The following is a 22,931-nucleotide window of genomic DNA, read 5'->3' as shown; positions in this document are numbered from 1 at the left end:
GGGGCGGCACCTGGAGCAGGATCGCCCAGGAGCAAGCGCGTCGACGACGCCGCCGCCCAGCCGCTGGAAGCCGGCATCGACTCCGCTCTGTCGCGCGCCCATCACCACGCCGCCGGAGCGGCGAACGAGGGGGAGCAGCCCGGAACGAACCGGACGGATCCGAAGCACTGGGCACCGCCCGGGCGGGATGCGTGCCCGTTGCCCGCGGAGGGGTTCTCCACGGTCGGCGGGGGAGCGGGTGATGAGCGGACACCCACCTCCGCAGATCCTTCGATCGCGACAAGAGTGATCCACGCTCACGCGTTCGCCCGACCGCAGCGGTTCCCACACGCTCAGCAGCGATCAGCGGCGGATCACTGACCAGGGACGCGAACTCGCCGGCCGACGTAGTACCGACGCCGTCGCGACTCCTCTGCGTCGGGGAGCCGCCCGCGCCGATCCGGGTAGGCCTCCAGGAAGACCGCTCGCGGTGTCGACGGACCGTGGAGCCGGAACGTTCGGAGCCGCTTGAGCGAGCCGTGGATGGCCCCGCCACGGTGCGCGGCCGCTGGTGTGGTGCGGCGGGGCCACCCACCGAAGCGACGTCCCGTGCCGGGCACACTGGCGCCATGGACCTCATCACACTCGCCGACGTGCGCGCCGCGGCGCACCTCATCGCACCGCACCTGCCCCCGACCCCCGTACTGGCCCTACCCACGCTGCGGGAGGGCCTGTGGGTGAAGGCGGAGAACCTGACCCCGGTGGGCGCGTTCAAGCTCCGCGGCGCGCTCAACGCCGTGGCGCACCTGCCCGTCGACGCCCGCGCCGCGGGCGTGGTGACCCACTCCTCCGGCAACCACGGCGCCGCCCTCGCCTACGCGGCCAAAGCCGCGGACATCCCGTGCGTGGTCGTCGTTCCCGATTCGGCGATCGCGTCCAAGGTCGCCGCCGTGCGCCGGCTGGGGGCGGAGGTACTTCAGGTTCCGGTGGCCGAGCGGGCCGAACAGGCCCGGAGGGTCGCGGCGGAGCGCGGCATGACGGTCGTTCCCCCCTTCGACCACGCGGACGTGATCGCCGGTCAGGGCACGGTGGGGGTGGAGCTCCTGGAGCAGCGCCCCGACGTGGCGGTGGTGCTGGTTCCCGTCGGCGGGGGCGGTCTGGCGTCCGGAGTGGCCACGGCGGTCAAGGCACTGCGCCCGGACGTGCGGGTGTACGGGGTGGAACCGGAGCTGGCGGGGGACGCCGCGCAGAGCCTCGCCGAGGGGCGGCTGGTGTCCTGGCCGTTGGCCGACACGGGGCGCACGATCGCTGACGGGCTGCGCACCGGCTTGTCGGAGTTGACGTTCGCCCACCTGCGCGCCCACCTCGACGGTGTGCTCACCGTGTCGGAGGAGGAAATCCGCCGGGCGACCGGGGCACTGATCCGGGCCAGTCGCACCCTGGTGGAGCCCAGCGGCGCGGTGGCCGCGGCGGCGGCGCTGTCGGGTGTGGCGCCCGAGGGCCGTACGGTCGCGGTCGTGTCGGGCGGAAACATCGAGCCGCGGCTGCTGCGCGAGCTCCTCCCCGAGTAGGGGACGTGTGGTGGGTCCGCGCCGGCGAACCCACCACACGGGCGAGGTGAGGCTCAGCCCCGGTCCGCCAGCGCGGCGGAGATGTGGTCGGGCGCGGCGGACAACGCGACCCGGGTCTGTTCACCCGAGGCCATGTCGCGCACCGTCACCTCGCCCGCCGCGGCCTCTTCGGCGCCGTAGAGCACGGTGAGGCGCGCCTGCGCCTCGTTCGCCCACTTCAGTTGCTTGCCGAGCTTGCTGGACGTGCCCAGGTAGGTACCCACGCGCAGGTCACGGCCCCGCAGCTGGGCGGCGAGGTCCCACAGTTCGGCCACACCGTCCAACACGGTCAACGCGACGTCCAGGCCGCGGCGTTGGGTGTGGGCGTCCTGCTGGCCGGCGAGGATGCGCTCGATACCGATGGAGCCACCACAGGCCGGGGTGTCGGGACCACCGAGGGAGGAGACGAGCTGGTCGTAGCGGCCGCCTCCGGCGATGGAACCGGGGTAGCCCTCGGCGTTGGCCTCGAAGATGCACCCGGTGTAGTAGTCCAGGCCACGCACCATCCGGGGGGTGAACACGACCCGCCCCTCGGGCAGGCCCCGCGTCAGCTCCAACATCCGGTCGATCTCGGCCAGGCCACGCTCGCCGCGCTCGTCACCCCGCAGCCGCGCGCGCAACCGGTCGGGGTCGTCGGCGGCGACGTCGGCGACCAGCGGCTCCGCGGAACTCACCGGCACGCCCAAGTCCACCAGCTCCGAGGTGACGGCCTCGGCCCCCACCTTGTCGATCTTGTCCAGCACTCCCAGAACGCTCGCGCCGAGCTTCTCGCTGACCCCGTGCACCTCCAACAGCCCGAACAGGGTGTTGCGGCTGTTGAGCAGGAAACGGAACCCCGACACACCCAGGGCCTCCAACGCGTCGTTGAGCGCCCACAGGACCTCGGCGTCGGCCAGCGGGGAACTGGAGCCCACCGTGTCCACGTCACACTGCACGAACTCACGGAACCGGCCCTCCTGGGGCCGGTCGGCCCGCCACACCGGGCCGATCACGTAGCGCTTGAACGGGGACGGCAACCGCCCCCCGTGCGTGCCGATCACCCGCGCCAGCGGCACGGTGTGGTCGTAACGCAACGCCAGGTCCGCCTCACCGCTGGCCTCATGCACTCCACGCTTGAGGATCTTGAACAGGAGCTGGGAGGCTTCCTCTCCGTACTTACCCGTGAGAACCTCCACCCGTTCGAACGCGGGCGTCTCCAACGGGTCAAACCCGTAGCGTTCGAAAACCGCCGCCACGGTGTCCATCGCCGCCTTACGGCGGCGCAGCTCGTCAGAAAGGAAATCGCGGGTGCCCGAGGGCGCCTGGGCGGCCTGCCCCATGAGTGTGGTCCTCCTGCCACTGCAGTAATCGCACGTCAATGATCTGGGCGCATCCTACTCCCGTCGGCATAATGGACGACGATGAGCACTCCAGCCTTCGCCCGTGACGCAGCCACCGCTCACTACTACGACCAGCGCGCCGAGGAGTACGACCAGTGGTACCACGGACAAGGACTCTTCGCTGGACGTGAGCGACCCGGCTGGCACGAGGAGGTGACCGCCGTGACCGCCCTACTGTCCCAACTCCGGCCCGCGACCACCATGGACGTCGCCTGCGGCACGGCGTTCCTCACCCGCCACCTGCCCGGTACCGTCACCGCGCTGGACCTCAGCCCCCGCATGACCCGCCTCGCCTCAACCCGCCTGCCCGCCGGCCGGGTGCTCCGCGCCGACGCGCTACGGCTGCCACTGCGCGACGGCGCCGTCCAACGGCTCGTCGCCGGTCACTTCTACGGACACCTTCCCGACGCCGAACGCGCGGCGTTCCTCACCGAAGCGCGCCGCGTCGCGCGCGAACTCCTCGTCGTCGACTCCGCGCACCGCCCCGACACCCCCGACGCCCACTGGCAGCCCCGCACCCTCAGCGACGGCTCCCGCCACCGCGTCTACAAGCGCTACCTCACCGCCCACCAACTCGCCACCGAGATCCACGGCGACGCCCGCATGGACGGGGCATGGTTCGTCGTCGCACACGCCCGCTGGTGACCACCATGCCCGAGGCGCACCGCTTCGATCCCCACGTCCACGGCTTCCCCTTCACCAACCGCTGGCCGCACCAACCGGCGGTGCGGGTGTGGACTCCGTGGGGACGGCTACCGGTGGGGGACGCGGCCCGTGGCCTGTGCGGCGGCATGGTGTTCGCCGCGGCGGACTACTTCCACGCCCAACTCCCCGCCCCCGCACGCCGCCCCGACCCCGAGCACCCGTTATACCGCTACCTGGTGCGGCGACTCGTGGACTCCTGGCTTCCGCCGCGCGGCGCGGCGGGCTACTACATCGGGATGCTGCGCGAGGACACGGCCCTCGCCCGGCGCACGATGGCGGGGGAGTGGCCCGTGATCGCCCGGTCCCTTGGTCGAGGCCGCCCGGTCATCCTGGGGCTGGTCACCGCGCGGGGCGCCGACCCGCGGCTCCTGCCGCGCAACCACCAGGTGTTGGCCTACCGGTTCGACGCCGACGCCGACTCCGACGTCGGCGAGGGAGCGACGCGCCACCGGGTGTGGGTGTACGACCCGAATCTGGGGGCGGACACCGCGGGCGTGATCGTGTTCGATACGGCCCACCCCGAGCGGGGATTCGCGCACACGTTGGGGGTCGCCCATCCGGTGCGAGGGTTCTTCCGTGTCGGCTACACCCCGCGGCGGCCTCCGGTCACAGCAGGCTGAGCTGCGTGGCCCGCGTTTGGGGCTGGGCGGTCGTGGGCCGGGCGGTGCTCAGCGCGGCGTGCGCGGCCTCGGCGTCGTCGACCGCCCGGCTCCCATCGTCGCTGCCGCGATGGTGACGGCGGCCGATGCCGTGGCGGTCGGCGAGTTCGCGCACCTGGTCGGTGATCCGCCGCTGGTAGCTGGTGGGCGTGTAGGAACCGCCGCGGTACAGCGCCTCGTAGCGCGACACGAGCTGGGGGTGGTGGTGGGCGAGCCATCCCATGTACCACTCCCGCGCCCCGGGACGCAGGTGCAGGACGATGGGGGTGACGCTGCGCGCTCCGGCCCCGGCGATGGCGGCGACGGCGGCCTCGAGCTGGCGGGGTGAGTCGGAGAGGTAGGGCAGGATCGGCGCCATCAGCACGGCACAGCCCAGACCGGCGGCCGCGAATTGGGAACAGACGCGCAGCCGCGCAGCCGGTGTGGCGGCTCCGGGCTCGAAGGAACGCGACAGGTCGCGGTCCACGAACGGCACCGAGACGGCCAGGCTGACGTCGACATACCTGGCTGCGTCGCGCAACAGCTCCAGGTCACGCAGGATGAGAGGCCCGCGGGTGAGGATGGAGAAGGGGTGGCGGTAGTCGCGCAGGGCCTCGATGATCCCCGGCATGAGCCGGTAGCGGCCCTCGGCGCGTTGGTAGCAGTCGACGTTGGTCCCCATGGCGATCGCGACGCCGGCCCGCTTGGTGCGCCAGACGGGGCGGGCGAGTTCGCGGCGCAACAGCTCCACGGCGTTGGTCTTCACCACGACCTGGGAGTCGAAGTCGGCTCCCGAGTCGAAGGCGAGGTAGGTGTGGGTGTTACGGGCGAAGCAGCCCACACAGCCGTGGCTACACCCCCGGTAGGGGTTGATGGTGTAGCGAAACGGCATGCGTGAGGCGGCGGGCACCTCGCTGACGATGGACCGCGCGTGGACCTCGTGGAAGGTGATCCCGCGGAATCCGGGCGTGTCGAACTCCCGGGTGAGCGCCCCACGTTCGATGAGCGCGGGCTGCCCGCCGTCATCTCGCATGGCTAGGTTGTCCCACCGCATACAGCACCCCACGATTCGAACGTTCGTACGCGAACCCGACACTATCCCAGGCGAACGCGCGTACGAAACAGCGACCACAGAGCGACCACCGCCCCAGACCGACCCCTGCTCACGGCGGCTCCGGCCCACACGCGCCATCCCTCGTATGGATCACCCCGGTCGGCGTCCGCCATCTGAGGTGCCCCGGCCATGGATGGTCGACCCACCAATCGCGGTGCTGTTTGAGGCGGTGATGGCGCCGACACAGAGGGGCGAGGTTGCAGGGACAGGTCACCCCACCCGCGTGGTGGGGGATGGTGTGGTCGAGGTCGCACCGCGTCGCCGGTTGCCCACACGTGGGAAAGGCACACGTGGCGTCGCGCGCGAGAATCTCGGCGCGCATCCGAGCGCTCGGCTGGTAGGTGGTAACCCCATGCGCCAACCCCCGCCCCTCCTCGTCGGTGACCGTCCAACACGCCCGAGTGGCCCCCCGGGAGACAAGCGAACGGTGCGCGAGCTGCCGCGCCACATCGGCGAGCAACGGGCCGTAACCGGCGGCCTCCCCCGCGGCCTGCCCGGAGCCGACAAGGGTGGCGAACGGGATCGACAGGTGCAGGCGCCCCACCGCACTGAAGGACACGGCCGGCGCCCCGACCGGCGCACAACCCGACGCGGGCGGCAGGAGCGGATCCGGTTCGGCCTCCCGCGGTGGCACCGTAGCGACGCCCCGCCCCCGAAGCAGATCGACGAAGAGGTCGGCGCGGACCTGCTCCAAGCTCCGCGAACCACGCACGAGGGAATCCTCGGCGCGGTGGAGCTGGCGGGCCACGCTGTCCAGATACTGGTAGGCCTCGATCGCGTCCGCGCTGGGCAGACCGAACCCGCCGAGGGCGGCGGTGCCCTCCCCGTCGTCCCACACGCCGACGCGACGCGTGGCGACGGCCCGGTCGCGCCGTGCGGCGGCACCGTGGGGGTCCGCGTCGTGGACGAGCGCTCGCACACGCCACCGGAACCGAGGAGTGGTCAGGCGTGGGGCCCATGACAGGGCACGTTCCTCCACCCGACTCGCCGTGGCGTCGTCGAGCGCGCTCGTTTCCTCCACCAGGACGCGTGCCTTGTCCTCACCGATCCGCCCACCACGCAACGCGACAGCCGTTGCCGACAGCCGGGCGTTGAGCCCCTGGGCCAACACGACGAGCCGGTCGGTGGTGGCCGGTGTAAGCCCAAGCGCCAGCGACACCTCGCCCCCGGCGCACTCCACCCCGGTGGCTACTGGCCCGTGGTCGTGTTCCTCGAAGCGGTCACACAGCGCCGCCACGGCGGCGAGTTTCAGCCCTGCCGCGGCGGAGGCGAGCCGGGCGCAGTCGGTGATGACTCCGACCAGTTCGGATTCCTCCAGCGGCGCCGGGTCGAGCGCGGCGACCTGTGCCACGACCCGCGCGAGTGCGTCACGCACGGATTGGGGTGTGGAGGGGGGCGAGGGGTCCATGGGTTCATCCTCGACGACCCTCAGTATGAAAACAAACGTTCGAAAGATCCTGTGGAAAACGGGAGACGCCGGAGGGGGCGGGGGAGCGGGCCGATGGCCCACTCCCCGTTTCCGCGGGGCCGCCGGCACCCACATCCATGGTCACGACATGATGGCCGATGCCTCACGTAGCGCGGCGACGATCGCGGAACGCCCCTGGTCGGCCTCCTCGGTGGTGATGGACATGGGTGGGGCGACGCGGATGACGTTGCCGGCGAGGCCGGCCTTGCCGATGAGGACGCCGTGGCGTCGCGCCGCCTCCACGGTGGCGGAGGCGAGCGCCGGGCTGGGGGCACCGTCGGAGTCGACGAGTTCGACGGCGGCCATGAGGCCCCGACCGCGGACCTCGGCCACGTGGGGGGTGGCGGCGAGGTCGTCGCGCAGTCCCCGCAGGATGCGTTCGCCGACCTTGGCGGCGTTGCCCTGCAGGTCGTGGTCGAGGAGGTAGCGAAGGTTGGCGAGGGCACCGGCGGTGGCGAGATGGTTGCCGCCGAAGGTGGAGATGGAGTTGGCGGGCAGACTGTCCATGATCTCGGCCCGCGCCGCCACACCCGCGATCGACAGCCCGTTGCCGAGCCCCTTGGCGAACACGAGGATGTCGGGCTCGACCCCGTGGGCGTCGATTCCCCAGGTGTGCAGGCCGGTGCGTCCCCACCCGGTCTGCACCTCGTCGGTGACGAACAGGATGCCGTGCTCGTCACACACCCGCTTGAACGCACCGTACAGCCCGTCGGGGGGAGAGGTGAATCCGCCGACACCCTGGATGGGTTCGGCGATGAGGCAGGCGACGTCGCCTGCGGTCGTGGTGGCGATCGTGTTGCGCAGGTCGGCGACGGCCGCCTCGACGAACGCGGCGTCGTCGAGGTCGGCGAAGGGGCTGGCGTAGCGGTAACCGCCGTAGAGGTAGTTCACGTTCAACGGGCTCAGGCTGGAGGCCGACCAGCCCCGGTTGCCGGTGACGCCCATGGTGGAGAACGAACGCCCGTGGTAGCTGTTGCGCATCGCCAGGACCTGGTTGGAGCGACGCACGGTGCTCGCCAACAGCAGCGCGAGTTCGTTGGCCTCGGTGCCGGAGGTCGTGAAGAACACCTTGGCGTCGGGGATGGGTACGAGGCGGCTGATCTCCTCGGCCAACGCGATCTGGGGCTCGATGAGGTACAGGGTGGAGCTGTGCACGATCCGTCCCGCCTGTTCGCGGATCGCCGCGACGATCTCGGGCACGGCGTGGCCGCTGAGCGTGGTGAGGATGCCCCCGAACATGTCGAGGTACTGGTTGCCCTCCGCGTCACGCACGTGACGCCCCTCGCCGTCGACCAGCGCGATGGGCTGGTCGTAGTTCAACGCCAGCCAGGACGGCAGCACGGCGCGGTGCCGTGCCAAGAGTTCGGAGTGGTGCGTCATCCGGTCCCTCCCCGGGTCGATGCGGGCTCCCGCCAACGTCCCCATCCTCGCCTGTCGCGTCGCGACCGAACAAGGACGGGGAGCGCCGCCCGTCTGTCCCGCTTGCGCTGGAGCGTCGTTCATGTCTGTGCATTCTCTGAGTCGGCGACTTGATCACGGTGTGTCTCGCTACCGTCACCCGCATGGTGAAATCTCCGCGCGAGTCCCTACACCGGATCTTCCGGCACAACCCCGAGTTGTTCGCGCACACGCTGTCGCGGCTGTTCGGCGTGGAGGTGGCCGAGCCGACCTCGATCGAGGTGCTCAACTCCGACTGCACGGAGCTGGAGCCGCTGGAGCGATCGGTGGACAGCCCGGTCATGGTGCACGCCCCCGACGGTGACTACGTGGTCGCGTTCGAGGCACAGTTGGAACCGGACAAGGACAAGCGTCGACGGTGGCCGTACTACGTGTCCTACCTGCACGACAAGTACGCGTGTCCGGTGATCCTGGTAGTGATCTGCCAGAAGGCCTCGACCGCGGAGTGGGCACGCACCCCGATTCTGGTCGGGATGGAGCAGCGCCCCACCTTGATGGTGTGGCCGATCGTCGTGGGGCCGGACAACGTCCCCGTGCCGACGAGCGCGGAAGAGGCGGCCCAGGACGTGCCGTTCACGGTGTTGGCCGCGTTGACGCACGGGCACGACAAGGACATCGGTGGCATACTGAGAATGCTCGCGGAAGCCCTGAGTACGGTCGACATCGATACCGCTGGATTCTTCGCCGAGATCGGGCTCGGCGACACCGACGCCCGGAAGACGTGGAGGGACCTCATGTCCGCGCAGACCTACCCCTACCAGCGCACCCTGCTACAGGAAGAACGCGAAAAAGGGATCGAACAGGGGATTGAACAGGGCCGCGAGGAAGGCCGCGAGGAGATGGCGGCGGAGAGTGTTCTTTCGCTGCTGCGTGGCCGGGGTGTCACTGTCTCGGCCGTGCAAGAGGAACGGATCCGCTCGTGCGGCGATCTGACCGTCCTACGCGACTGGCTGCTGCGGGCGGCCACGGCGACGTCGACGGCTCAGGTTCTCAACGACTGACCCCACGCCCTGCCCCGTCCGTGGAGGGACCTCATGACCGGGCCGACGTTCTCTGACCAGCGCACCTGCTTCCAGGAAGCGCGCCAGAAGGCCTTCGAGGAAGGCTTTGAACAGGGCCGTCAGGAGATGGCGGCGGAGAGTGTTCTTGTGGTGCTGTGTAGCCGGGGTGTCGCTGTTTCGGCCGCGCAGGAGGAACGGATCTGGTCCTGTCACGATCTGGACGTCCTGCGCGGCTGGCTGCTGCGGGCGGCCACCGCTGACTCCGCCGCGGCGTTGTTCGTGGACTCTCCCGGGCCGGTCGTGGGGTCAGGCGGCGCGTAGGGGGCGTAGCGCGAGGGTCCAGGCGGTGAGGTGGTCGAGCATCGCGTGGAGCCGGTCGGGTTGGTGGGACTGGGGGGCGAGGTCGATCAGTCCCTCGAAGTCGGTGTAGAGCCCGAGGGTGACCTGTTCGGGAACGTGGGCGACGCCGAGTTCGGACAGGACGGCGCGCAGGTGGTCGGCGGCGTTGGTTCCGCCGAGGGCACCGTAGCTGACGATCGCGGCCGCCTTGTCGCCCCACTCGGCGTACAGGTAGTCCAGCGCGTTCTTGAGCGCGGCGGGGACGGAACGGTTGTACTCCGCGGTGACGAAAACGAAGCCGTCGAATGCGTCGGTGGTGGCCGCCCAGTCGCGGGTGTGGGGGTGGACGTGGGTGCCCATCAGGGGCGGTAGCGGCTCGTCGAAGAGCGGCAAACGCACGTCGGCGAGGTCGATGAGGGTGTAGGTGGCGTCCTCACGGGTCTTGGCGGTCGCCTCGACCCAGTCGCCGACGGCCTTTCCCTTCCGGGGTACGCCGCGCACGGTGTCGGTGGCGTCGGGGCGGGTGGTGCCGATGATGATCGCGATCTTTGGTGGTGTGGTGTTCATGGGGCCCAACCTTGCTCGCTCGCGCGGAGGCCATCCAGACCGGCGTGAGGCTAGCCTTGGCGGGGCGAGGTTGGGCGGACGGCGAGAACGTGGAGTGGTTGCGTGAGCGGCACGGAGCTTGGGGCGTTCATTCGGGCGCGGCGCGAGGGCTTGAGTCCGCGGGATGTGGGGTTGAGCGTGGGGGCGCGTCGCCGCACGCCGGGGCTGCGGCGGATGGAGCTCGCCGGTCTGGCCGGGTTGAGTGTGGAGTACCTGACCCGTCTGGAGCAGGGTCGGGATCGTCGCCCGTCGACGGAGGTTTTGCGTAGTCTCGCCCACGCGCTGCGGCTCACCCCCCAGGAACACACCCACCTGTACCGCCTGTCCAAGGCCGCGGCCGGCGATGTGTGCGAGGGGCAGGCCGGCGGGGCGGACACGGCGGTGACGGTGCGGCCGAGTGTCGCCGCGCTGTTGACCCGGTTGGAGCCGACGCCGGCCTTCCTCCGCGACGCCGCCGGCGACATCCTCGCCCACACGCGCGGCTTCGCCGCGCTGGTCGCACACACCGGCCTGCTGGAGAGTGAACCGGCGAACCTGGCATGGTTCGTGTTCCGCGATCCGCGGGCCCGCCAGATGGTGGGGGACTGGGAGCAGGTCGCGCGGGAGGAGGCGGCCCGGCTGTACGCGGCCGCGGCGGTGGGCGAGGGCTCGGCGCGCCGGCTCGTGGAGGTGCTGCGCTCGGCCAGCCCGGACTTCGCCGCGAGTGAGCAGCACGTGGGCCCGCCGGCCGGCGCCGGTGCGCAGGTGTGGCACCATCCGGAGGCGGGGGCGCTGCGCCTGGACCGGGAGTGTTTGACTCCGGCGACGAGCGCGCCCCTGGAGATCGTGGTGCTGCTGCCCGCCGACACCGCCACGCAGGAGGCGCTTGACCACGTGGTGGGGCGGCCCTCGGCCATGATGGGAGCGTGAGCACCGAACCCGGCACCGACCTGCTCCCGCTCGAGGTACGCACCCGGCTGGCCCAGTCCGACACCGCGTTCCTGGTCGACACCGAGGCCCTGCACACCGTGCGGTCCCGGTTCGACGACTCCCAGGCCGCGTCGCTGGCCCGCTACCTCTCCGCGGCGCAGTCGGAGAACACGCTGCGCGCCTACCGCACCGACTGGATCACCTTCGCGGCCTGGTGTGTGACCCAGCGCCGCCAGAGCCTACCGGCCGACCCGGTGGATGTGGCGGTGTTCCTGGCCGGCGTCGCCGATCAACGGGACCCCGACGGCGGGTGGGCGTTGTCGGTGGCGACGGTGGAGAGACGCAGCGCCGCCATCGCCGCGGTGCACGCCGCGCACGGCGTGGCCTCGCCGTCCCGCAGTGACGTGGTGCGGTTGACGCTGCGGGGAGTTCGCCGCCAACGCCGGGGGAGTCCGCGCCGCAAACGACCGGTGGTGTTGTCGACGCTGGAGGCCATGCTGGCGGTGCGGCCCGAACCGGGGTTCCCCACCGGCGTGGCGCGGGCCCGCGATACGTTGCTGCTTCTCGCGGGGTTCGCGGGCGCGCTGCGACGCGGTGAGTTGGTGGGGTTGACGGTGGCCGACGTCGAGGTCGGGACGGACCCGGCCACCCTGGACCCGCTGGTGGTGCTGCACCTGGGGGCGACCAAGACCGATCCCCAGGCCCGAAACGAGCACCGGGTCGTGCTGCCGCGCGGCCGCGCCGTGGCCACCTGCCCCGTGTGCGCGCTGGCGGTGTGGATCCCCATTCTCGCCGCCCACCACCGCGGCGCCGACACGGCCGTACGCGCGGCCGTGGGGGAACACCGCGAGGGGACCGGTCACGTCTGCGGTGACCTCGCCGCCGCCCACGCCTCGGGGAGCGGCCCCTTGGCGGAGCTACCGCCCACCCAGCCCCTGTTCGTGGCGGTGAACCGACACGGCCACGTCGCCGGGCGGGCGATGACGGGCCGCGCAGTGGGTGACCTGGTGAAACGATACGCCCAGCGTGCGGGGTTGGACGCCGACGCCTATGGAGGCCACTCGCTGCGGGCCGGTTTCGCGACCCAGGCGGCGCTGGCGGGCGCCGCCGACCGCGAGATCATGCGCCAGGGCCGTTGGAGCACACCCCGCACGGTGCACGGCTACATCCGCAGCGCCAACCCGTTGGACGACAACGCCGTCACCCAACTGGGACTGTGAGGCACCCCCGCCCCGGTTTGTGCCACTCTGGACGCTATGCACGACCCCGACCCTGAGGCGTTGCGGCAGGCCACCCGTGCGCTGGCGGACGCGGCCCGCCGCGAGGACGCCACCGCCTTCGCCGACCACACCACCACGGTGTGCCTCCTGGCCGAACACTGTGGCGACGCCCACCGCACCCGTACGGTCGCCGTCCTCGGCGACGCCCTGGACGACCCCGAGGTGGGACAAGGCGCCGCCGCGGACCTGGCGACCGTCATCCACGCGGTTCTCGCCCTGGGGGGCGACGCCCACCCGGTGGGGCCCGCGGTGTTGCGCCGCCTGGAGGAGTGCGTGCGGGCGGCGTCGCGCTTCGAGGAGGCGTGGCGCTCCCGCAGCGCGGACCCGCCACCGGAGGGGGAGAAGGTCACCGCCGCGGTGGAACAGCTGCTCGCCGCGCCGCTGGGCGTCGCGGCGGCGCGGGAGGTGACGATGGCGTGGTGGACGTTGGGGCGGTTCGCCGCCGCCGCGGGGGTGTGTCTGGGCGACGCCGGGGTTCGGGCGTGGCTGCGGCGCCGCCCGGAGCTGTTGGCGCGGTTGTGGCGGGCGGTCGCGGAGTTGGGCCCGGTCCGGGCCGATGTCGCGGAACTGGGGGAGGCGTTGGAGGTCGTGGGCGTCGCCTCGACGCCCCCACGCTCGGCACCGAGGATGTCCTCCCCGACGGCGCCGCCCCCACCTCAGGGGGCGACACCGGACGCGTCGTGGGGGCCGTCGTGGCGTTCGGGCACGGTTCAGCGCCGGTGGGAGGCGTAGCCGGCGCGCGGCTCACCGTAGGCGAGGTCGTCGTCCTCTTCTGGGGCTCGGCGGGCGGCGTGGCGGGGGCCGCCACGGCGTGAGGAACGGGGGGTGGGGATGTCCTCGTCGTGGTCCTCGGCCAGTTCCTCCGCCAGGTCGTCGAAGCCTTCCTCCTCGTCCACCGGGTGTCGCCAACGCGAGGGCATGAACAGGGGAAGCATCAGCATGACGCCCAACGGCAGGTAGGCCCCCAGCATGAGCAACTGGGTGACGCCCTCGCCCCACTCGGTGGTGGGTAGGGCCCCGACCGCCAGCTCCGGGGCGAGCACGTAGGAGCCGGTCAGGCCGCACAGGGCGATGGCGGGGATGACGCACGCCAGCGCGGAGACGCGGCGGACGGCGAGGCACACCCCGACCAGCACGGCGAGGACCACCAGCGGGATCACCGTGAGTAGACCGGTGACGCTGATGAAGTCGCCCCCGAATCCGGCGATGTAGACGAGTCGGGGCAGCGCCCATCCGGGAACCACCACCACGGCGGGGACCATGACCAACCCCAAGACGAAACCAAACACGTGTCGCACAGAGAACTCCTCTCGCGGTTGAGGCAGAACCCTACCGAATAATCACAAATCGGTCTCACTCGGACTATTGGGAAAGATCAACGGGTTGCTTAAGGGGCGGTTCGACACCGCCCCCCTACAGTGGACGTGTGAGCGACACCGATCCCAGCGAACCCACCCCACCCGCCGAGGCCGACCTCGTCGAACTGGCCACCAAACTCTTCGCCCTGGCCCGCGCGGGGGACACCGACACCCTCGCGGCGTACGTCGAGGCCGGGGTCCCGGTCAACCTCAGCAACGATAAGGGCGACACCCTGGTGATGCTGGCCGCCTACCACGGCCACCCCGCCACCGTGGCCATGCTGATGGAGCGCGGAGCCGACGCCGACCGGCTCAACGACCGTGGCCAGAGCCCGATCGCCGGCGCGGTCTTCAAGGGTGAGGACGCCGTGGTGGCCGTCCTCGTCGACCACGGCGCCGACCCCCGCATCGGCACCCCCACCGCGGTCGACGCCGCCCGCATGTTCGACAAACCCCACCTGCTGGAGCTGTTCGGCGCCACACCCGAGGCCTAGGTGTTGTGTCCTGTGAGGCTGGTGACGGTGGCCCTGGTGCAACAACTTGAGTGGGCCTTCGGCGTCGGTGTGGCGGCTGGTCGCTACGGCGTGCTGCCGAACGTTTCCAGACCAGCGTGAGCGCCGCTAGTCGCTGGGCGGGCCGCTATCGGGCTCTGGGCGGCCGGGGTGCACGATGCTTCCAGCCGTCCCTGCCAAAGCCCACGGCGTACCCCCACCCGCCGTGAGTGCCGCATCGTCAAGCTCCGTGTCCTCAAACGCTGGGGGCCGGCCCGTATCGCGGCCACCTGGGCATGTGCGCCTCGACCGTGCACCGGGTCCAGGGCCGCAAGAACAAAACAAACGCTGGGTACGCCTAGCTGCACCACGCGGTGGATGACCACTTCCGCCTCGCCTACTCAGAGATCCTGACCGATGAGACCTAGGAGACCGCCACGGGGTTCTGGCAACGCGCCCACGCCTATTTCGCCTCGGTGGGCATCGTGGGGGGCCTGCTACGAGTCCCACGTCTGGAGCGATCTCCTGGCCGACCAAGGCATCAAGCACAAACGCACCCGCCCCTATCGGCCCCAAACCAACGGCGAGGTCGAACGCTTCAACCGGATCCTGGCCGATGAGTGGGCCTACGCTCGCCCCGCACGGCGATCCGTGATGGGCGTCCTGCGTCGTCCTGGCGGTCGCGAGCCCTGACGCCCCAACAGCGCTCCCAAAAGACACACAGCGGTTCAATAAGCACGACTCGGGTGTGTTCGCGGGTGTTGTGCTCGCCGGTCGGGCGTCTTCACCTTGTGGGGGTGTGCTTCGCGCGGTTGATCCCGGTGGGCGGTGCGCCCGGCCGAAGACGGAGGCGTCGTGGTTCTGTTGAGTGACGGGTGCGAAGCGAGACGTCAACCGGGGGGAGCGCGGGAGAACCACGCGCCCGCGAATCACGGCCTCGGTGTGCTGTGAGGTTGGTGGCGCGCGTGCCGGGGTGTTCGGCGATCCGGGCCGCGGTCCCCGCCGGTCGGGTGGCGGAGTCGCGTGACGTCGCGCTCGCGGCGGATGGACGCGCGGCGATGACGCCTACCCGGGTCCGGGCGGTGATCTGGAAGCTCTCAGCGACAAGGCAGGGGTCAGTCATCGTCGACCACATCCCCGGCCACGCCCCAACAGTCAGCGGGAACGAGTCCGCCGTTGGGGTCTCTCATGTCGTTCCAGCGGGGTCGGCGCCACCACCCTCCGTGGTGAGCGCCGAATCCGGTTCGACGCCACACCAACGATCTTCTTCGTCCCCGGCTGTAGGGTGTGTCCGTCCCGTGGCGCCGGTCAGGGGGCGTGGTCTTGCCAAGCACGCCCCACACCCCGCACAGTGGGGCGTGTCCGCCCGCCGCCGCACCCGACGCACCCCCCGCTGGGCGCGGCCTTCCCCGAGGAACGGGTCATGAGTTTCGCGATCGCCCTGCGCTGGGTCACTGTCGACGGCCACCGCACCAGTTACGCGACGGTCCTGAACGAGGCCGCGGACCTCACGGCGCGTCTGGCGCGGCTGCGCCGCCAGGACCCGACCCTGCCGACCCCACCCGACCTGCACGCCCTCAAGGGGGAGCCGGCGCTGTTGGAGTGGGTGGCGTGGGCACGCAAGAACCTGACCCAGTGGGAGGACCAGGCCGGGCAGGCCAGCCGTAGTGCGCTGATGCGGCGCCTCGCCACCGCGGCACCCTCCCCGCAGCGGCGGGGCGCGGTGGAACGGCTACGCGCCCAACGCCCCACCGCCGACGCGCCGCCCCGAGGCGGGGCGCCCGCGCCGCCGGACAACGGGGCGGCGCGGGCGATCGAGGCGGTGCGGACACTGGCCGAGGACAACGCGCCCGACCTCGACGACGCCGCCGAGGCGGAGGTGGCCGGGCTGCTGGCGCAACTACGCGCCCTACCGCAGGGGGCACCCCCCGCGCGGGCGCGGTCCATCCGCCACGCCGCCGAACACGCCATCCACGCCGCGGTGCGGGAGCGGCGGCACCGCGCCGCGCTCGAACTCCGACGCGACTCGCTGCGCGCCCAGGCCCACGCCGTGGTCGATGACGAGGACGAACGCCGAGCCCTGTTGGCGGCGATCGACCACGCGGAGGATCCCTCCGCGCTGGAGGGGCGACTCAGTGAGGCCCGCGCCGGCGCCGCCGCCCCGACCTCCACACGCGGCACGGTGGCGCGGGTCGCCGCGCAGGCACTCGCCGACATCGGCTGTGACGTGGACCCGGGGGACCTGCGCGAGCGAGGGGAGGCGGTGGCGGACTTCAGTGACCGCGCGGGATGCTCACTGCGTGTGCGCCTGCACCCCTCACGCGACCAGGTGTCGTTCTCGCTGGTGCGCTCCGGCCCAGGAGGCGACGACACCGCCGACCAGCAGTGGTTCTGCGACACCAAGGAACCGACGTTCGCCGCGGCGCTGGCCGCCGCGGCGGACGCGGCGCGGTTGCGGCTGCGCCCCAAGCTCCGCCTGGAGCCGGGCGACCGGCCGCTGTCGGTGGTCTCGGCGGTCGACCGCGCGGCGGGGGAACCGGCGGCCACCGCCCCCACGCCCATGCCCCCTCCCCGGGCCCGCACCAGACACCACCCCTGACCCGGACTCCCTCCCGGTACCGCCCACAGGGTGGGCGGGGTGTGCTTCGTCACCAGATCAACATCACGCACGCCACCGCCGTCACACCAGCCACGCTGGTCACACCCGTGCGCGTGGGGCACGCGCGGCGGGCCGCCTCCACCACCCGGCCGCGGGTGGCCGCCCCACGTCGATGGACAGCGATGCGGGCCCGTGCAACAATCCGCGACCAAGAGGGGTTTCGACGACTGGAGAGGCACAGCGGTGGGTGATGGCACACCGCTGCCGGCGCCACCGGCGTGGGTGCGCGAACTAGCGATGGCGTTGCCCATCTATCCCCAGATCCTGCTGGTGGGCAACGTCCGCGACGAGTACTACCTCCCCGCCCCCCACGTCCCCGACGCCCCGACCGCCGAGGGTGGGGCGCCGCTGGCCATCCACCGCCTTCCCGGCGTGGTGCGGGGCCTGTTGGCCGAGCGTGACTACGCCGCGCTGGCGGTGCACGACATCGTCACCGACTCCCTCACCCTCACCCCGCTGCGCGACGACGTCACACCACCCGCCGCCCTGACGGCCAAGAAACGCGGCAACACCCCCGGGGTGGACTTCCCCCGCCTCACCGACACGCTGACCGCGCTCACCGACAACCTCACCCAACCCCCCACCGCGCTGCTCATCGAACACGCCGGCGGACTCACCACACCCGCCGACACCCAACCCGAACCGGCCCGACTGTTCTTCACCGCCGCCGAGGCCCTCGCCGTCCGCGCCCGCGTCCCCATCGCCCACGGCCGCGAACAGCCCTACAACACGGTGCTGTGGGTCGCGGACCGGGTGGAGGACCTCCCAGCGAGCTTCGCGGTGTCCAATCCACGGCTGCGCGTCATCACCGTGCCCCCACCCAGCCCCGACGTGCGCGCCGCGCCGCCGAACGCGCCGTGCGAATCGTCACCGCCCGCACGAACGCGACGCCCAGCGAGACCGAACGCGCCGACGCCGCGGCGCGCCTGGCGGCCGCCACCCACGGGATGCAGGCACTGCAGGTCGCGGCGGTTGGCCAACTCGCCGCCGACCAGGGGGTGGCGTTGTCGCGGGTGGACGACGCGGCGCGGATGTACCGGGTGGGCGTCACCGACAACCCGTGGCGGGACCCGGAGGTGCTGGCCCGGATCAACGACGGTGAGGCACACCTGAACCGGCGGGTACGCGGCCAGTCCACCGCGGTACGCAAGACGATGGACATCTTCATGCGTTCGGCCACGGGGTTGACCGGCGCGCACTCCTCGTCCAGCCCGAGCCGGCCGCGCGGCGTCCTGTTCCTGGCCGGCCCCACCGGGGTGGGCAAGACGGAGCTCGCCAAAGGTATCGCCGAACTCATCCTGGGCACCGACGCCCAACCGATCCGGTTCGACATGAGCGAGTTCGCCTCCGACCACGCCCGCGACCGCCTCATCGGCGCGCCGCCGGGCTACGTCGGGTTCGACGCCGGGGGAGAGCTCACCAACGCGGTGCGCGCCAACCCGATCAGCGTGTTGCTGTTCGACGAGATCGACAAGGCGAACCCGCACCTGTTCGACCTGTTCCTGCAGATCCTGGAGGACGGGCGGCTCACCGACGGCCGCGGCTCGGTGGTGCACTTCACCGAGTGCGTGCTCGTGTTCACCTCCAACCTCGGCGTCGTGGGCCCGCGCGGGCGGCTCTCCCGGGAGGACCCCCCTCAGGAGGTGCGGGCCTCGCTGCGCCGCGCGTTCGAGGACTTCTTCGACGTCACCATCGGCCGCCCGGAGCTGTTGAACCGGTTCGGCGACAGCTTCGTCGCCCTGGACTTCATCACCGCCGAGGTCGCGGCCGAGATCCTGGAGGGCATGCTCGCCAACGTGGCCGCGCGGGTGTGGCGGGCCTGCGGCGCCCGGCTGGAGGTCGACGCGGACGCCCGTGACACGCTGCGCCGCGCGGCGTTGGAGCAGTTGGACCACGGGGGCCGCGGCGTGGGCACGGCGGTGGAAACCCTGTTGACCAACCCACTGGCCCGTCACGTGTTCACCGACCCGCCGGCGCCGGGCCAGCGACTGGCCGTCACCGCCATCACCTCCGACGCGGTGGGGTGGAACATCGCGGTGGAGCGGCGGTGAACGGCCGGCTGCGGTTGGCGCACCTGCACTACCCGGTGACCGCGCTGGGGCCGGGGACCCGGATGGGGGTGTGGACCCAGGGCTGCCCGCTGGCCTGCCCCGGATGCATGTCCCGCTCCACCTGGGACCCCCAGGCCGGCACCCCCACCGACCCGAGCACCGTGCGGGCCGCCTGGGACCGCGCGCGGGCCGCGGGCGCCCGGGGCGTCACCATCTCCGGCGGCGAGCCGTTGACCCAGGCCGAGCCGCTCGCCGACACCCTTGACCTCCTCGGTGACCGGGGTGAGGCCGACATCCTGCTCTACACCGGCTACGAGCCGGGGGAGTTGGCGGACCTGGCGGAGAACGACCGGGCGGTCGCGCGTTGTCTGGCCCGGGTGGACGCGGTGATCACCGGCCGCTATGACCAGCGGCGTCCCACACGTCTGATTTGGCGGGGCTCGGCCAACCAACGGCTGATTCCCCTCACCGCGCGGGGCCGACACCGCTATCGTCCCCATGTCGACCACGCCCCGGATCGGCCGCCGATGCAGGTCGGCGCGGACGACGACGGGGGCCTGTGGCTGATCGGGGTGCCCCGTCGGGGACAGCTCGCCCAGTTCACCCGCGCACTGCGCGACCGCGGTGTGGGAATGGAAGGAGTGTCATGGCGACCGCCGCCGCATACCAGTGCCGGTTGAGCCCGGAGGACTGCCCGGGAAGCGCCTACCCCGGCTACTGTGTGCGCCACCCCTGGATCGAGCTCGTCGCCTCGGCCGGCGTGACCACGGCATCGCGTGTGCGCCGCGCCACGCCCCCCGCCCCCTCGCCGCGGCCCACGGCGCCGAGCACACCTCCCGCCCCCGAGCCACCACCACAGCCGGAGGCAGCGGTGGTGGGGGAGGCGACCCACGCCCCGGACTCGGCCCCCACCCCCGAACCCGTGGTGGGGGCGTGGGCGCTCCGGATCACCTGCCTGGACGCCACCGTCCCCATCCCACCCGCCGGGCTGGACATCGGCCGCGACACCACCCGTTTCGCCGACCTACCGGGCATGGCCGACCTCGACCAGGTCAGCCGCGCCCACGCCCGCCTGACCTGGTCCGGCTCCACCCTCACCCTCACCGACCTGGGCTCCACCAACGGGACCTTCGTCGCGGGACGACGCATCCACGCCCCCCACCCCGTGGCCCCGGGCGACGAGCTGCGCCTGGCCGACGACGTCGACGTCGAACTCGTCGACCTGGACGAGGAGCTGTGACCCGGTGAGCGACACCCCACCCACCCGCCGCCAACAGCCCACCCCCACCCCGGCGCCGGCGCGCCGCACCCCGGCCCAGACCCGCCGCCAACGCCTGGACACCACCGACGACACCGCGTCACTGTTCCCCGACCGGCTGCGCTCCACCTACGAACCCCAGGAACTGTTGGGCACCGGAACCGAGGGAGCGGTGTGGCGGGTGCGGGCCGGCCCGGCCGAGCTCGCGCTGAAGGTCCACTGGGACAACCAACCCATGGACGCAGACCTCCTCGACCACCTCGACAACCCCACCTTCCACCGCCACGTCCCCGCCATCGTGGCCTCCGGACGCCTCGCCTCCACCTCCGGAACCCGCGACTGGGTCGCCATGGAGTACGTCCCGCGCACCCTGGAGGACCTCCTCGCCGACATCCACGCCACCCCCTCCGACACCGGCGACACCCGTGAGGCGGTCATCGCCGAACTCACCCGCATGATCACGTTCTGGCAGCGGCGCATCGACCGCAACCCCCTGGACTTCAAACCCGCAAACATCCTCGTCCGCCCCGCGGGCGACGGCCAGGCCCCCGGCCAGTTCGTCATCGCCGACTTCGGCGGCATCCACCGCTTCACCGCCTCCCAGGCCCACGGCGGCGCCTCCCGCTTCAACCTCGCCTACGCGCCCCCCGAACACACCTGGTCGGAGAACGCCACCCCGTGGCCGTGGTGGGGCTTGGGCGAGATCGCCTACGAACTCGCCACCGGTCACCCCCGCTACCGCCGCTCCGACGGAGCGGTGAAGGCCGACGCGGAGATCCTGCGCGGCCAGATCCTCGCCCGCCCCGACGCCGACATCGACGACGACCGGTGGCGGCTGCTGGTCCGCGGCCTGCTCACCGTCGACCCCGACGACCGGTGGGGAAGCGAGGACGTCACCGCGTGGCTGGACGGAGCGTCCCCTCGCGTCGCCGACCCCACCCCCGCCGCCTCCGCCACGCCCACACGCGGCGCCACGGGGGTCACGTTCGGCCGCCTCGAACTCCACGACCCGGCCGAGATCGCCGCCCACATGCTCGACCACGGCGGCGACGCGGCCCGCTGGCTCACCGAGGAGGGTGGCGCCACCCAACTCCGTCGCCTGCTCACCCACCACCCCGACATCGGCTTCGATCCCGCGCTCCTGGACGATCTCACCCCCGAACGGGCCGCCCACGCCGTCACGGCGTTCGGCGCGCACGTCACCCCCGAACTCACCCCCACCCACCGCGGCCGCCCCGTCGACAGCGACGGCCTCGCCCACCTCGCCACCACCGACCCCGACCACCTCCACGCCCTGCTCTCCACCCCCGCGGTACTGCGCAGCGTCGCCCTGTACCACTGCGACCACGCCCCCTGCGAAGCGTTGCCACGCTGCGACCTGATCCAGCGCCTCGCCGCCGAAGGCCCCTCACTGGCCGCCACCGCCCTGGCCAACTCGGAGAACATCACCACCGACACCCCCGACCCACGCCCCTCCACCACGCTCACCCACACCGCCCACGCGCTGGCCACCCTCGCCATCCTCACCCCCGACACCCTGCGCACCCAGGTGGAACAGTCCCGGGCCAGCGCCCTGATGGGCCCCCACTGGTGGCGACGCCAGGTCCTGTCCACCGACACCGACGACACCGCCGCCGGCCGCGCCAGCATGGCCACCACCCTGCTCCTGGCCGACCGCGCCACCGCCGAACGCGCCGCCACCACCGACCGCCAAAAAGGCGGCGCCTACGCCCGCTCCGTCGTGCACCGCACCCTCGCCGGCCTCGCCGCCGGCCTCGCCCTCGTCAACGCCACCTGGTCGGGAATGGGATCCTTCCCCAACGCCGGCGCGGTCCTGGCCAGCGTCATCCCCCTCATCGTCGCCGGCTCCGCCGCGCTCGCCCTGTGGCCCTGGCGCACCCCCGAAACCCCCTCCCGGGTCCTCACCGCCGCCTGCTGGACCAGCGCGGTCCTCTTCGCCGTGCTCTACCGCGGCGCCGGCCTGGACCCACCCGACTCAGCCCACGCCTGGTGGCCCACACCCGACTGGCTCACCACGTTCATGGGACTCCTCCCGGAGTCACTGCGCGTGTTCCCCTGGTGGCTCCAACTCCTGATCTCGACCGCCGTGGTCCTGCTGTCCACGAAACTCGTCGCGTTCCGCATGCGCCTGGCCTACCGGCAGCGCTACGTCAACTACTGGGACGCCCCCCGCGTCGGCCCCGAACCCGAACACCGCGCGGGCCTCGCACCACTGCTCGCCATGACCTGGCTCGGACTGCTCACCGCCTCGGCCGCCGCGGCGGCCACCTTCGGCGACGACGACCCCGCCACCCTGGCCCTCCTCGCCCCACCCGTGGTGTACCTGATCGTGTTCCTCGCGGCGGGAGCGGGAACGTGGTGGCTGGCCACCCGCCAACGCCTCGCACTGTGGGGCGGGCTCGCGACGGTCACGATCCTCAGCGCCGGCTGGTTCACCCCCCTACGCCTGGTGGAGGTCACCCCGGTCAGCGGCCTGGACACGATGATGCTGTTCCTGATCGGCCTCGGCCTCACCGTGGGCGCCGCCCTGTACCTCCGCACCCGCCTCAGCCCGCCCGCCCTGACCACACACAGTTGATAAGCTCCCTGTTCGTGCCTCTTCTCACC

Annotated in this window: 21 protein-coding genes and 1 pseudogene; 16 read left to right on the top strand and 6 right to left on the bottom strand. The window is 72.0% G+C overall.

The genetic code is table 11. From position 1 onward, the window contains the following. The first annotated feature begins 608 nt into the window (after positions 1–608). Positions 609–1,550 (top strand): threonine ammonia-lyase, encoded by a 942-nt coding sequence (locus tag J4H86_RS01755; protein WP_236541436.1) that lies wholly within the window; start codon positions 609–611, stop codon positions 1,548–1,550. A 53-nt stretch (positions 1,551–1,603) separates the two neighbouring features. Here the strand turns inward: J4H86_RS01755 and hisS are convergent, their stop codons facing one another. After that, positions 1,604–2,908, bottom strand: coding sequence for a histidine--tRNA ligase (hisS, locus tag J4H86_RS01750; protein ID WP_236541435.1), 1,305 nt, complete (start codon positions 2,906–2,908; stop codon positions 1,604–1,606). Between the two features lie 81 nt (positions 2,909–2,989). Here hisS and J4H86_RS01745 point away from each other — a divergent pair, with 81 nt between their 5' ends. Next, positions 2,990–3,613, top strand: a complete 624-nt coding sequence (locus J4H86_RS01745; protein ID WP_236541434.1) for a class I SAM-dependent methyltransferase — start codon at positions 2,990–2,992, stop codon at positions 3,611–3,613. Then, on the top strand, positions 3,583–4,293 hold the full coding sequence (locus tag J4H86_RS01740) for a hypothetical protein (RefSeq protein ID WP_236541433.1): 711 nt from the start codon (positions 3,583–3,585) through the stop codon (positions 4,291–4,293). The genes J4H86_RS01745 and J4H86_RS01740 overlap by 31 nt, the downstream gene beginning before the upstream one ends. Here J4H86_RS01740 and J4H86_RS01735 read toward each other — a convergent pair. From J4H86_RS01735 to J4H86_RS01725, 3 genes are all read right to left on the bottom strand, one after another. After that, positions 4,280–5,344: an Rv2578c family radical SAM protein gene (locus J4H86_RS01735; protein ID WP_236541432.1), complete on the bottom strand. Its 1,065-nt coding sequence runs from the start codon at positions 5,342–5,344 to the stop codon at positions 4,280–4,282. The two genes, J4H86_RS01740 and J4H86_RS01735, sit on opposite strands and share 14 nt — an antisense overlap. Positions 5,345–5,474: 130 nt before the next feature. After that, positions 5,475–6,800: an HNH endonuclease signature motif containing protein gene (locus J4H86_RS01730; RefSeq protein WP_236541431.1), complete on the bottom strand. Its 1,326-nt coding sequence runs from the start codon at positions 6,798–6,800 to the stop codon at positions 5,475–5,477. A gap of 174 nt (positions 6,801–6,974) precedes the next feature. Continuing rightward, positions 6,975–8,273: an aspartate aminotransferase family protein gene (locus tag J4H86_RS01725; RefSeq protein WP_236541430.1), complete on the bottom strand. Its 1,299-nt coding sequence runs from the start codon at positions 8,271–8,273 to the stop codon at positions 6,975–6,977. Positions 8,274–8,455: 182 nt separating this feature from the next. Between J4H86_RS01725 and J4H86_RS01720 the strand changes: the two genes are divergently transcribed. Together J4H86_RS01720 and J4H86_RS01715 are read left to right on the top strand one after the other, a co-directional pair. Beyond that, positions 8,456–9,352, top strand: coding sequence for a hypothetical protein (locus J4H86_RS01720; protein ID WP_236541429.1), 897 nt, complete (start codon positions 8,456–8,458; stop codon positions 9,350–9,352). Between the two features lie 33 nt (positions 9,353–9,385). Further along, complete coding sequence (locus tag J4H86_RS01715; RefSeq protein WP_236541428.1) at positions 9,386–9,673, top strand: hypothetical protein; 288 nt, start codon at positions 9,386–9,388, stop codon at positions 9,671–9,673. On the opposite strand, the gene J4H86_RS01710 is transcribed toward J4H86_RS01715, so the two are convergent. Continuing rightward, positions 9,659–10,258, bottom strand: a complete 600-nt coding sequence (locus tag J4H86_RS01710; RefSeq protein ID WP_236541427.1) for an NADPH-dependent FMN reductase — start codon at positions 10,256–10,258, stop codon at positions 9,659–9,661. The genes J4H86_RS01715 and J4H86_RS01710 overlap by 15 nt on opposite strands. Before the next feature lie 102 nt (positions 10,259–10,360). Between J4H86_RS01710 and J4H86_RS01705 the strand changes: the two genes are divergently transcribed. Genes J4H86_RS01705 through J4H86_RS01695 form a run of 3 tightly spaced genes read left to right on the top strand, consistent with a single transcriptional unit; the run spans position 10,361 to position 13,218 of the window. Further along, positions 10,361–11,206: a helix-turn-helix domain-containing protein gene (locus J4H86_RS01705; protein WP_236541426.1), complete on the top strand. Its 846-nt coding sequence runs from the start codon at positions 10,361–10,363 to the stop codon at positions 11,204–11,206. Further along, complete coding sequence (locus J4H86_RS01700; RefSeq protein ID WP_236541425.1) at positions 11,203–12,426, top strand: site-specific integrase; 1,224 nt, start codon at positions 11,203–11,205, stop codon at positions 12,424–12,426. The genes J4H86_RS01705 and J4H86_RS01700 overlap by 4 nt, the downstream gene beginning before the upstream one ends. Before the next feature lie 36 nt (positions 12,427–12,462). Further along, positions 12,463–13,218, top strand: a complete 756-nt coding sequence (locus J4H86_RS01695) for a hypothetical protein (RefSeq protein WP_236541424.1) — start codon at positions 12,463–12,465, stop codon at positions 13,216–13,218. Here J4H86_RS01695 and J4H86_RS01690 read toward each other — a convergent pair. Next, the gene (locus tag J4H86_RS01690; protein ID WP_236541423.1) at positions 13,197–13,784 is read right to left on the bottom strand and encodes a hypothetical protein; all 588 of its coding nucleotides are present in this window, start codon (positions 13,782–13,784) and stop codon (positions 13,197–13,199) included. The genes J4H86_RS01695 and J4H86_RS01690 overlap by 22 nt on opposite strands. 128 nt (positions 13,785–13,912) lie before the next feature. On the opposite strand from J4H86_RS01690, the gene J4H86_RS01685 reads away from it, so the two are divergent. From J4H86_RS01685 to J4H86_RS01650, 8 genes and pseudogenes are all read left to right on the top strand, one after another. Then, the gene (locus J4H86_RS01685) at positions 13,913–14,338 is read left to right on the top strand and encodes an ankyrin repeat domain-containing protein (protein ID WP_236541422.1); all 426 of its coding nucleotides are present in this window, start codon (positions 13,913–13,915) and stop codon (positions 14,336–14,338) included. A gap of 74 nt (positions 14,339–14,412) precedes the next feature. After that, positions 14,413–14,971: pseudogene (locus J4H86_RS01680) on the top strand (helix-turn-helix domain-containing protein); the annotation flags it as partial. Between the two features lie 787 nt (positions 14,972–15,758). Continuing rightward, a complete protein-coding gene (locus J4H86_RS01675; protein ID WP_236541421.1) occupies positions 15,759–16,934 on the top strand; it encodes a hypothetical protein in 1,176 nt (391 codons plus the stop codon). A gap of 282 nt (positions 16,935–17,216) precedes the next feature. Continuing rightward, on the top strand, positions 17,217–18,107 hold the full coding sequence (locus J4H86_RS01670; protein WP_236541420.1) for a hypothetical protein: 891 nt from the start codon (positions 17,217–17,219) through the stop codon (positions 18,105–18,107). After that, on the top strand, positions 18,026–19,045 hold the full coding sequence (locus J4H86_RS01665) for an AAA family ATPase (RefSeq protein WP_330932531.1): 1,020 nt from the start codon (positions 18,026–18,028) through the stop codon (positions 19,043–19,045). The genes J4H86_RS01670 and J4H86_RS01665 overlap by 82 nt, the downstream gene beginning before the upstream one ends. Then, positions 19,042–19,725 carry a 4Fe-4S single cluster domain-containing protein gene (locus tag J4H86_RS01660; protein WP_236541419.1) on the top strand — a complete coding sequence of 228 codons (684 nt, stop codon included), beginning with the start codon at positions 19,042–19,044 and terminating at the stop codon, positions 19,723–19,725. The genes J4H86_RS01665 and J4H86_RS01660 overlap by 4 nt, the downstream gene beginning before the upstream one ends. Next, positions 19,692–20,285, top strand: a complete 594-nt coding sequence (locus tag J4H86_RS01655; protein ID WP_236541418.1) for an FHA domain-containing protein — start codon at positions 19,692–19,694, stop codon at positions 20,283–20,285. Before J4H86_RS01660 ends, J4H86_RS01655 begins: the two co-directional genes overlap by 34 nt. 4 nt (positions 20,286–20,289) lie before the next feature. Continuing rightward, positions 20,290–22,902, top strand: a complete 2,613-nt coding sequence (locus J4H86_RS01650; RefSeq protein WP_236541417.1) for a protein kinase domain-containing protein — start codon at positions 20,290–20,292, stop codon at positions 22,900–22,902. The last annotated feature ends 29 nt before the right edge of the window (positions 22,903–22,931 follow it).

This window comes from Spiractinospora alimapuensis, assembly GCF_018437505.1.
GTDB lineage: Bacteria > Actinomycetota > Actinomycetes > Streptosporangiales > Streptosporangiaceae > Spiractinospora > Spiractinospora alimapuensis.
Note: the sequence above shows the minus strand (reverse complement) of the source record. Positions and strands in the feature narration are given on the sequence as shown.

Coding starts and splice junctions, on each gene's coding strand:
- J4H86_RS01755 (WP_236541436.1), top strand. CDS start 609: ATGGACCTCATCACACTCGCCGACGTGCGCGCCGCGGCGCACCTCATC.
- hisS (WP_236541435.1), bottom strand. CDS start 2,908: ATGGGGCAGGCCGCCCAGGCGCCCTCGGGCACCCGCGATTTCCTTTCT.
- J4H86_RS01745 (WP_236541434.1), top strand. CDS start 2,990: ATGAGCACTCCAGCCTTCGCCCGTGACGCAGCCACCGCTCACTACTAC.
- J4H86_RS01740 (WP_236541433.1), top strand. CDS start 3,583: ATGGTTCGTCGTCGCACACGCCCGCTGGTGACCACCATGCCCGAGGCG.
- J4H86_RS01735 (WP_236541432.1), bottom strand. CDS start 5,344: ATGCGAGATGACGGCGGGCAGCCCGCGCTCATCGAACGTGGGGCGCTC.
- J4H86_RS01725 (WP_236541430.1), bottom strand. CDS start 8,273: ATGACGCACCACTCCGAACTCTTGGCACGGCACCGCGCCGTGCTGCCG.
- J4H86_RS01720 (WP_236541429.1), top strand. CDS start 8,456: ATGGTGAAATCTCCGCGCGAGTCCCTACACCGGATCTTCCGGCACAAC.
- J4H86_RS01715 (WP_236541428.1), top strand. CDS start 9,386: ATGACCGGGCCGACGTTCTCTGACCAGCGCACCTGCTTCCAGGAAGCG.
- J4H86_RS01710 (WP_236541427.1), bottom strand. CDS start 10,258: ATGAACACCACACCACCAAAGATCGCGATCATCATCGGCACCACCCGC.
- J4H86_RS01695 (WP_236541424.1), top strand. CDS start 12,463: ATGCACGACCCCGACCCTGAGGCGTTGCGGCAGGCCACCCGTGCGCTG.
- J4H86_RS01675 (WP_236541421.1), top strand. CDS start 15,759: ATGAGTTTCGCGATCGCCCTGCGCTGGGTCACTGTCGACGGCCACCGC.
- J4H86_RS01665 (WP_330932531.1), top strand. CDS start 18,026: ATGTACCGGGTGGGCGTCACCGACAACCCGTGGCGGGACCCGGAGGTG.
- J4H86_RS01655 (WP_236541418.1), top strand. CDS start 19,692: ATGGCGACCGCCGCCGCATACCAGTGCCGGTTGAGCCCGGAGGACTGC.